11 protein-coding genes and 1 rRNA gene are annotated in these 9,325 nt (G+C 48.9%); 1 reads left to right on the forward strand and 11 read right to left on the reverse strand.

Features of this window, described 5'->3' with window-relative positions:
- Positions 1-5 precede the first annotated feature (5 nt).
- On the reverse strand, positions 6-1,964 hold the full coding sequence (metG, locus tag EVJ29_RS14630) for a methionine--tRNA ligase (RefSeq protein WP_131490786.1): 1,959 nt from the start codon (positions 1,962-1,964) through the stop codon (positions 6-8).
- Positions 1,965-2,294: 330 nt separating this feature from the next.
- Here metG and EVJ29_RS14635 point away from each other — a divergent pair, with 330 nt between their 5' ends.
- A complete protein-coding gene (locus EVJ29_RS14635) occupies positions 2,295-2,588 on the forward strand; it encodes an AbrB/MazE/SpoVT family DNA-binding domain-containing protein (RefSeq protein ID WP_070329391.1) in 294 nt (97 codons plus the stop codon).
- Positions 2,589-2,604: 16 nt separating this feature from the next.
- Here the strand turns inward: EVJ29_RS14635 and rsmI are convergent, their stop codons facing one another.
- From rsmI to rrf, 10 genes are all read right to left on the reverse strand, one after another.
- Positions 2,605-3,474 carry a 16S rRNA (cytidine(1402)-2'-O)-methyltransferase gene (gene rsmI, locus EVJ29_RS14640; RefSeq protein ID WP_070329392.1) on the reverse strand — a complete coding sequence of 290 codons (870 nt, stop codon included), beginning with the start codon at positions 3,472-3,474 and terminating at the stop codon, positions 2,605-2,607.
- Positions 3,446-3,724, reverse strand: a complete 279-nt coding sequence (locus EVJ29_RS14645) for a GIY-YIG nuclease family protein (RefSeq protein WP_016510809.1) — start codon at positions 3,722-3,724, stop codon at positions 3,446-3,448. Before EVJ29_RS14645 ends, rsmI begins: the two co-directional genes overlap by 29 nt.
- Positions 3,717-4,451, reverse strand: a complete 735-nt coding sequence (locus EVJ29_RS14650) for a tRNA1(Val) (adenine(37)-N6)-methyltransferase (protein WP_070329393.1) — start codon at positions 4,449-4,451, stop codon at positions 3,717-3,719. The genes EVJ29_RS14645 and EVJ29_RS14650 overlap by 8 nt, the downstream gene beginning before the upstream one ends.
- A 65-nt stretch (positions 4,452-4,516) precedes the next feature.
- Positions 4,517-4,852, reverse strand: coding sequence for a DNA replication initiation control protein YabA (gene yabA, locus EVJ29_RS14655; protein WP_016510808.1), 336 nt, complete (start codon positions 4,850-4,852; stop codon positions 4,517-4,519).
- Between the two features lie 23 nt (positions 4,853-4,875).
- Entirely contained in the window at positions 4,876-5,706 is an 831-nt protein-coding gene (locus EVJ29_RS14660) for a PSP1 domain-containing protein (protein WP_070329394.1), read from the reverse strand.
- Positions 5,707-5,712: 6 nt separating this feature from the next.
- Positions 5,713-6,717, reverse strand: a complete 1,005-nt coding sequence (locus tag EVJ29_RS14665; RefSeq protein ID WP_236633566.1) for a DNA polymerase III subunit delta' — start codon at positions 6,715-6,717, stop codon at positions 5,713-5,715.
- A 5-nt stretch (positions 6,718-6,722) separates the two neighbouring features.
- A complete protein-coding gene (locus EVJ29_RS14670; RefSeq protein WP_070329395.1) occupies positions 6,723-7,052 on the reverse strand; it encodes a cyclic-di-AMP receptor in 330 nt (109 codons plus the stop codon).
- Positions 7,049-7,690 (reverse strand): dTMP kinase, encoded by a 642-nt coding sequence (tmk, locus tag EVJ29_RS14675; RefSeq protein WP_131466508.1) that lies wholly within the window; start codon positions 7,688-7,690, stop codon positions 7,049-7,051. The genes EVJ29_RS14670 and tmk overlap by 4 nt, the downstream gene beginning before the upstream one ends.
- A 2-nt stretch (positions 7,691-7,692) precedes the next feature.
- Positions 7,693-9,114 (reverse strand): aminotransferase class I/II-fold pyridoxal phosphate-dependent enzyme, encoded by a 1,422-nt coding sequence (locus EVJ29_RS14680; protein WP_236633567.1) that lies wholly within the window; start codon positions 9,112-9,114, stop codon positions 7,693-7,695.
- 84 nt (positions 9,115-9,198) lie between these two features.
- Positions 9,199-9,314, reverse strand: a 5S ribosomal RNA gene (gene rrf / locus EVJ29_RS14685).
- Between the last annotated feature and the right edge of the window lie 11 nt (positions 9,315-9,325).

The raw sequence follows: 9,325 nt of genomic DNA on the forward strand, positions 1-9,325 counted from the left end.
CAAAATTATTTGACGATGGCCCCGTTCGGCATATTCTCTGAGACGGTGGCGAGTTCTAGCTTACCATCTTTATCGGCTGCTAAAATCATTCCTTGAGACAGTTCACCGCGGAGTTTGACCGGTTTCAAGTTGGCGACGACGATCACTTTTTTACCGACTAAGTCTTCCGGCGCATACCATTCGGCGATGCCCGAGACGATTTGTCGCGTTTCGCCGCCAAGGTCGACTTGAAGCTTCAATAGTTTTTTCGCTTTCTTGATCTTATCTGCTTCGACGATTTGCCCGACCCGAAACTCAACTTGGTCGAACACATCGATCGTGATTTCTGGACGGACGTCCTCATCTTCAGTTTCAGTCGGCGTTGCTTCCGCTTCGATGCGCGCTTGCGAAGCTTGACGCATCATCTCTTGAATCGCATCGACTTCTTCTTTCACGTCTCGACGTGGGAAAATCGGCGTTCCGTCCGTCACGACCGCTCCATCAAAGGCAGCGAACGTATCGAGCGCTTCCCATGACATGTCTTCGTCAACGAGTCCGAGCTGACGGAACATTTCTTTCGGCGCCCGTGTCATGAACGGTTGAATCATGATCGCGACATGGCGGAGTACGCCCGCGAGGTGCGTCATCACAGATGCAAGCTCATCACGCTTCGACTCATCTTTTACGAGCACCCATGGTTGTGTCTCATCGATATATTTATTGGCTCGGCTGACGAGTTGCCAAATGCTTGCGAGGGCGACCGAGAATTCCATATGCTCCATCGCTTCTTCTGTCTTGTTCGTCGTTTCGTTTACCATACGGAGAAGTTCCGCATCGAACGCCGTCACATTCCCCGCATAAGCCGGTACGTTGCCATCGAAATACTTCTTGATCATGGCAACGGTCCGGTTGAGAAGATTCCCGAGGTCGTTCGCGAGATCAAAGTTCAAGCGATCGACGAACGCTTCCGGTGTGAACGTGCCGTCTGCACCGAATGGGACTTCACGGAGCAAGTAGTAGCGAAGCGAATCAAGACCGTAGCGGTCGATGAGTGGAATCGGATCGACGACGTTCCCTTTTGACTTCGACATCTTACCGTCTTTCATGAGCAACCAGCCGTGCGCGAACACTTGCTTCGGTAGCGGTAGGTCAAGCGCCATGAGCAGCGCCGGCCAAATGATCGTATGGAAACGAACGATTTCTTTCCCGACCAAGTGTACGTCTGCCGGCCAGTAACGATTGAACAATTCATCGTTATCTGTCCCGTAGCCGAGCGCGGAGATATAGTTCGTGAGCGCGTCGACCCAGACGTATACGACGTGTTTCGGATTCGACGGGACTTGTACACCCCAGTCGAACGTCGTCCGCGAGACTGCCAAATCCTGCAGCCCCGGCTTCAAGAAGTTGTTGATCATTTCAGTTTTACGCGATTCCGGTAAAATGAAATCCGGATGTGACTCGAAGTACTCGATCAACCGGTCCGCATACTTGCTGAGGCGGAAGAAATAGCACTCTTCGCGCACGAGTTCCACCGGATGGCCGCTGTCAGGACTTTTTCCATCAACAAGTTGTGATTCTGTATAGTACGTCTCGTCCGGGATTGAGTACCACCCTTCGTACTCACCGAGGTAAATATCATCATTTTTGAGCAGTGTCTCAAATACGTGCTCGACGACCGCTTTATGACGGGCGTCAGTTGTCCGGATGTAATCGTCATATGAGATCTCAAGCTTGTCCCAAAGCACACGGATGTCTTTGACGACTTCATCGACAAACGCTTGTGGCGTCACGCCAGCTTCTTGGGCCTTTTCTTGAATCTTCTGTCCATGCTCGTCGGTCCCAGTTAAGTAACGGACGTCAAATCCTTTTAAACGCTTATAGCGAGCAATCGCATCGCCGGCCACCGTCGTATAGGCATGACCAATGTGTAGTTTCGCACTCGGATAGTAAATCGGAGTCGTGATATAAAAAGTTGGCTTCGCCATAGTATGTTCTCCATCCTTTCGACATTTGCAATTTCCATTATACACGGTTCGACAAAAGAATTTCCAAACCAATTGTTTGGAATTAATTTGATACTAGCTTATAAAAAATGTTCCAAAAAAACCCTTTCTTTGTTTCAGGTGCAAACTTTCGGGGAATTTTATGGATATATGATTCCCTTATCGTCATTTTTCGAAAAATGCGCATTTCCAATAGTAAGCAGTTGACTGCAATTGGAAAGTTTAGTATGCTTTTTGCTGAAGCCACATTGTCGAATTTTGACGATTCATGTCACCATGAGATTTCGACATCATTGGAGGAGGAAACACAAAATGAAATCTACAGGTATCGTACGGAAAGTTGACGAGCTCGGCCGCGTCGTTATTCCAATTGAATTGCGCCGGACACTCGGTATCGCTGAAAAAGACGCACTCGAAATTTACGTCGACAACGAACAAATCATCTTAAAAAAATACAAACCGAACATGACATGCCAAGTGACAGGCGAAGTATCTGACGACAACTTCAAGTTGGCTGACGGAAAACTCATCCTTTCACCTGAAGGCGCACAGCGCGTTCTCGTCGAGTTGAAAAACATGCTCGAGAACTACTACAGCGAAGAGTAAGCAAGGGAATCCTTGCTTACTCTTTTTTGTCGACTTGATGATACGCATCGTAGACTTCGCTTCGTGCCAAGCCACGCTCTTTCGCGACTTGCTTAATGGCCGCGTTCGGTTTGAGTCCGTCTTCGATGTACCGGTCGACATGCTCTAAAGGCGACAGCGCTTCCCACCAGTCGCTCGTCGGTGCCGACTCTGTAGAGCCGCTCACCATGACGACGAATTCGCCACGCACCTCGCCCTCGCACCATGCGAGCGCCTCTTCAACCGTGCCTCTTAAAAACTCTTCGAACGTTTTCGTCAACTCTCGACCGAGCACGATTTCGCGATTACCGAGTACGTCCTTCACCCCGGTCAACATTTCTTTCAACCGATGCGGTGCCTCATAAAAGATGAGTGTACCCGGTTCATATTGAAGGGAAGCCAACACTTCGGTCCGCTCTTTCTTTTTACGAGGTAAAAACCCGTAGTATAAGAACCGTTCTGTCGCGAGGCCAGATGCGACGAGTGCCGTGAGTGCCGCGTTCGCACCCGGCAAGACGACGACTGGCAGCTTCGCCTCGATCGCGAGTCGGACGAGGTCACTCCCCGGATCTGAAATACCAGGCATGCCCGCATCCGATACGACGGCGACGGACTTACCGTTTTGAATGTCTTCAATTAAACGGGGTCCGCTAACTTGCTTATTGTGCTCATGATAGCTGACCAATTTCGTCTCGATCTCGAAATGACGACATAGTTTCATCGTTTGCCGTGTGTCTTCGGCCGCAATCAAATCGACTTCACGCATGATGCGGACGGCACGGTACGTCATGTCCTCTAAGTTGCCGATCGGTGTCGGTACGACATAAAGCGTCGGCCCCTCAGTTTGATAACTTTTCTGTGAATTCATTGGTCGTCCCCTCCATCAGCTGCTGTTTTTGAGCGCGGGTCAATTGTTTGATCGACCATTCATACCGCATCGCTTCCTGTTTCGTCTCGAACGACTTAACGTATCGAAGACTGACCGGGAGACGCGCCCTCGTATATTTCGCACCTTTACCGGCGTTGTGCACAGTGACCCGTTTTTCGATATCGGTCGTGTAACCGGTGTAGTAGGTTTGGTCACTGCATTCGAGAATATACGCATAATAGTTACGCATCGAGGATGTCTCGCATCGTTTTCGTATACGTATCATCTTCCTCATAAACGATAAACGGAGGTAAGATCGTGAGTCCTGGTTTTCCATCTTTAGACCCCTCTATAAGTAATGTGTTCGCATCTCGTCCTGCCTTCGGGTAGACGAGCTGCATCCGCTTCGGCTCAATGCGGTATGCCCGCATGAGCGTGACGATATCGAGCAGCCGTTCGGGCCGATGGACGAACGCGACTTTCCCGCCTGGCTTCACAAGCTGACTTGCCGAACGAATGCAATCTTCAAGCGTACAGAGTACTTCGTGACGAGCAATCGTATGGTGCTCATTTTGATTGCGAAGCGACGTCTCATTGGCCAGGAAGTAAGGTGGGTTACACGTCACAACATCATAACGGGCATGGCCGAGACTGGAGGCGGCCGTTTTCACATCTCCTTCGATGATGTGAAGCCGCTCTTCGAGACCGTTCACCTCAATGCTGCGATTCGCCATGTCGACGAGCCGGGGTTGAATCTCGACGCCCGTCACCGTCCCTTTCGTCCGATAAGATAAAAAGAGCGGGATTGCGCCGGTGCCAGCGCATAAATCGACCAACTTTCCTTGTTGAATCGGTACCCAAACGAATTCGGCGAGTAGCACCGCATCCAATGAGAATGAAAAGACATCATCACTTTGGATGATTTTACCGGGGCGTCCAAGCAAATCGTCAAGGCGCTCCCCTTGTTTTACAGTCACGCTGTTTCCCTCCTATATAACAACAGAGGCGACGGACAGAGATTTCCTCCGTCTATCGCCCCCGATTAATGCTTATTTAACATCGACATACAGAAGAGGCAATCGCCATCTTTTCTGACTTGTCCGTAGTGCAAGTTGCAAATATGGAACCCTTCCTGATAGAGCGCCGCCAAGTTGTTCTGTCCTTTTCCGGACAAAGCGATTTGCGGATCGCCATCAGGGGTTTCGACTTCTGCAAGCTGCTCAACCTTTTCACGCAGGTGATGGTTCTCGAGATACATATGTTGGTTTTCTTCAAGCAAATAGGCGAGTTGTTCTTTGAGCACGCTTAAATGCTCCGTCAACACGTACATCTGTTGCTCGATGGCATCGACCCGCATCATAACTTCTTTTTTATCCATTCTCTCCACTGCTCAGCACCCCATCACTGTTTCAACGGTTTTCGTTTGACCGCACCGACTTCGACGAGTTCATCGATCGTATACGTCACAACACGAGTCCGGTCATTCAATTCGACTTGAATCAACTGATCCAAGATGTTGAGACCGACGACACGTCCGTCACCTTCTGGAATTTTGATTCGCTTCCCGACGTCTGGCAAGTCTCGTTTCAATTCTTCATACGTATCGTTCTCATATTTGAGACAACACATGAGACGACCGCATACACCGGAGATCTTGTTAGGGTTCAAGGAAAGGTTTTGATCCTTGGCCATCTTGATGGACACCGGTTCGAACTCGCCTAAGAACGAGGAACAACACAGCACTCGACCACAAGGACCGATTCCACTGAGTAGCTTCGCTTCATCCCGCACCCCGATTTGTCGGAGTTCGATCCGTGTCCGGAACACGCTCGCTAAGTCTTTAACAAGCTCGCGAAAATCAACGCGCCCCTCAGCCGTGAAATAAAAAATAACTTTATTACGATCAAATGTATACTCAACATCTACTAATTTCATCTCAAGTCGATGTTCGCGAATTTTTTCTTCACAGACGGCGTGAGCGTCAACAGCTGCCAATCGGTTGTCTTGAACGATTTCGGCATCTTTTTGATCGGCGACACGAAGGATCGTTTTCAACGGCAAGACGACTTCGTCTTCACCTAGTTGTTTACCAACTTGGACGATTTCACCGTATTCGATTCCTCGCACCGTCTCGACGATGACATGGTCTCCACGTTCAAGCGTTGCTTCGCCTGGTGAAAAGTAATAGATTTTTCCCGCTTCTTTAAAACGGACTCCAACTACTTCAAGCACGCTCTCCTATCCCTTCTGCAAATCGAACGTTAACCGTTCGAACGTTAATTGAGGATTGACGTTTGCCTCGAGCCGTCGAATCGCTTCATGAACGAATTCGATGGCATGGACGATTTTGTGTACCGGACGATCATTCACGAAAGCCGTATATAACGACTGCTCTTTCGTGAACAGTTCCGGGACATAATCGGTTCGAACTTTGAAGTGGAGAGCTTCCTCCAACCAACTTTCGAACAGTTCGAGGCCGACTCGGAGTTCATTGCGCCCTTTGAAGTGACCGAGCCACTTCTCTTGGGCGAACAAAAGCAACTCTTGCGGCCGTTTTGTCAATACTTCAACTAATTGTACCACTAGCCCGTACGCCTGTACAAACCAGTCGTTGTGAAGTGCCTCGCGCGCATCGTCCCATTTCGGATAAACGGTCAGGGCAAGACGTGCCAAATCGTTCGTGCATTGCATCTCTTCTGCCAGTTTTTCAGCAAGGTGGACCCGGTCAATGGGGCGAAATACTAAGTGTTGAGCCCGGGAACGAATCGTCGGGAGAAGCAGTTGAGGTTGCGTCGTCACCAAAATGGCGAGTTTGCCGACACCGGGTTCCTCAAAAAACTTTAATAAACTGTTCGCTGCTTGCGTCGTCATCTTATGCGCTTGGTGGATCACATAGACTTGACGATCGCCCTCGGCTCCCCGTAACGACAGGTCGCTCAATAGCTGCTGGATTTGTTCTTTTTTGATACTGGCCCCGTCCGGTTCAACTTCCATGTAGTCGACGATATTGCCAGAATCCATCCGTTTGCAGTTTCGGCAAACGCCACAAGGTTCAGCCCCGCTAGGCATCTCACAAAAAAGTGCCTTGGCAAATAATTGGGCCGTTTCAATCAGATAAGGTTCATAGTCACCCGAAAAAATGTAGGCGTGCCCGATTTTTTGAGCGGCAATCGAATTCTCAATCACTTTTGCTACGACTTTCTGTGATTCAGTCAACTCTTGGAATCGCATATGTGTGACCATTCCCATTAAAACTGATGAAATCCTTCAATCGGCAAGACGAAAATAGTCGCTCCGCCAACTTGGACTTCAACAGGATACGGAATGTATGAATCGGCATGTCCACCCATAGGCGAGATCGGCGTAATCATTTGATCGCGGCTTGAGCAGTTCGATTTGATCAAACCTAGCAAATCGTCAAGGCGTTCTTTCGGTACACCAATCATGAACGTCGTATTACCTTCCTTCAAAAAGCCTCCGGTCGTAGCCAATTTCGTCGCTCGAAAATCCTCTTCAATTAAAGCGTCTGACAAACGCGCGCTGTCTTTATCGTGTACGATTGCGATTACCATTTTCATAATTCGTTCACTCCTCTTTCGTGTAGTCGTTCTATCGTGATATCGAACACTTCATCTTGGATGAGTTCAATCGTCTGGCTTGCGTCGATTCGGACCATTCGGCCAGGATTTTGTTGAAGTAACGTCAAGAAACCTTCATAGACGCGTTGATGAAACGCCTCGTTCCGACTCTCGATTCGATCTAACTGCCCGCGTTCTTTCATGCGATGACTCGACTGCTCTGGACTTAAGTCGAATAAGAAAGTCAAATCGGGTGTGACTCCAGCTGTCGCCCACTTATTGAGCGACACAACTTGCTCTAAGTCATACTGAAGACCATACCCTTGGTACGCGATGGATGCATCGACAAACCGGTCACAAACAACGATGGCACCCCGGTCGATGGCCGGACGAATCACCTGATCCACGTTTTGTGCACGAGACGCTGCATACAGCATCATTTCGGTGCGTGGTGTCATTTCGTCATGCTCTGGAGACAATAACACTTCCCGGATGCTATTCCCGACTTTTGTTCCTCCTGGCTCTCGTGTCATAACAACCTCATACCCTTTTTTAGTCAAGGCGTTAGCCAGCAATTGCAACTGCGTCGTCTTTCCAGACCCGTCTGGACCTTCGACAGTGATGAACATACCTTTCACGTTTAAAACTCCTCTACGATAACATCAATTTGTTTTATCATAACATGTCTGTTCGCCTGGAGGTTCCGTCCCAACGAAATCCACTCTTTTAACACACGAATTTTCTCATCCGTCACGGTCTCACCTTTTAAAATCCAAGGGATCCCTGGCGGATAAGGGATAATCGTCTCAGCTGCAACGCGTCCGATCGCTTCATCGAACGGAAGGCGCACGACGTGTGTATCTTCTTTTATAAGATGAAGGCGCGAAACAGGCTCCGTCATCGGAAACGGATAAATTGTTTCATCCTCGTCAATGAGCGGGACATGCTGAGAAGCATTTTTAATCAGCTTCACCCAATGATGGATCTCTTGCGTTTTTAATTCCCGGAACGGCAGACAGAATAACACATGGTCCTCGGCCGCAAGCTCAATATCAATTCCAATCGAAGATAGATGTCTACTAAAAATCAAACCGTTCTTCGGATAAGTCAGTACCGTCATTTTTGTGAAATCGTCGCCCACTTTTATCGTGAAACCGGCACGTCTCATTTCCATAATAAAAGCTAAATGACTCGTTTGAATCAGTGACCAATCTCGGTCACTCAAATTTTCGAGATAAGCTCGAGCGTGATCAAGAGATGCCATAATCAAGTAAGACGGGCTAGACGTTTGGAAGGAAGAAAGCGCATGAAACAAACGCGATTCATTAATATCTTCCTTATAGTGAATCCAGGCCCCCATCGTGAATGCCGGGAGTGTCTTATGGGCGGACTGGACGACAGCGCTCGCACCTTCAAAAATCGCTGAGCGGTTTGGAAGATTCGGATGAATCAAGTGTGCCCCATGCGCCTCGTCTACAAGTAAGGGAATCGTTAACGTCTGCAGAAAACGACTGATTGCCCGTACATCTGCCATATCCCCATAGTAAGTCGGGGACGTAAGCAGTAACGCTTTTCCTCCGGGATATTGCGTAACTGCCGCTTCGACAGTACGAAGGGAAACGACCGTCGGCAGACCGCTACCCCGTTCTAGTTCAGGAGTTAATAAAATCGGCTCTAAGCCCAACCATTCAATTGCGTTCCAAACTGATTTATGTGAGTTTCGCTGGACGTATACCCGCTCACCTCGTTTGACTGTCGCAGCTAACATGCTCCAGTTGCCAACGGTCGATCCGTTGACTAACCACTTACTCTTACTTTGATACAGGGTCCCAAGAGCCTCTTCACCTTGCTGGATAATCCCTTCAGCGTGATGAAGGTCATCCAGATGTGCAAGTTCGGTTAAATCATACGGCATGATTTTATTAAATGCTGTCGGGAGGCTATCATCTGTCACGGTCCCGTTATGATGACCTGGCACATGAAACGACACACGTCCTTCCCGAACGTGCTGTTCAAGCATTTCCATAAACGTGAATGGATTATTTTTAGGCTTTCGAGTCATGTGAAAATCCTCCTTATCCGACACCGTACGCATAAATTATACAAAAAGAGACGACCAAGCATGTGCTTGGTCGTCCTTCATATGGCCTGGCAACGTCCTATCCTCACAGGGGGAGACCCCCAACTACTTTCGGCGCTGAAGCGCTTAACTTCCGTGTTCGGCATGGGAACGGGTGTGGCCGCTTCGCTATCGCCACCAGACAAGGGATTGT

This window comes from Exiguobacterium sp. SH4S7, assembly GCF_004336795.1.
Taxonomy (GTDB): Bacteria; Bacillota; Bacilli; order Exiguobacteriales; family Exiguobacteriaceae; genus Exiguobacterium; species Exiguobacterium aurantiacum_A.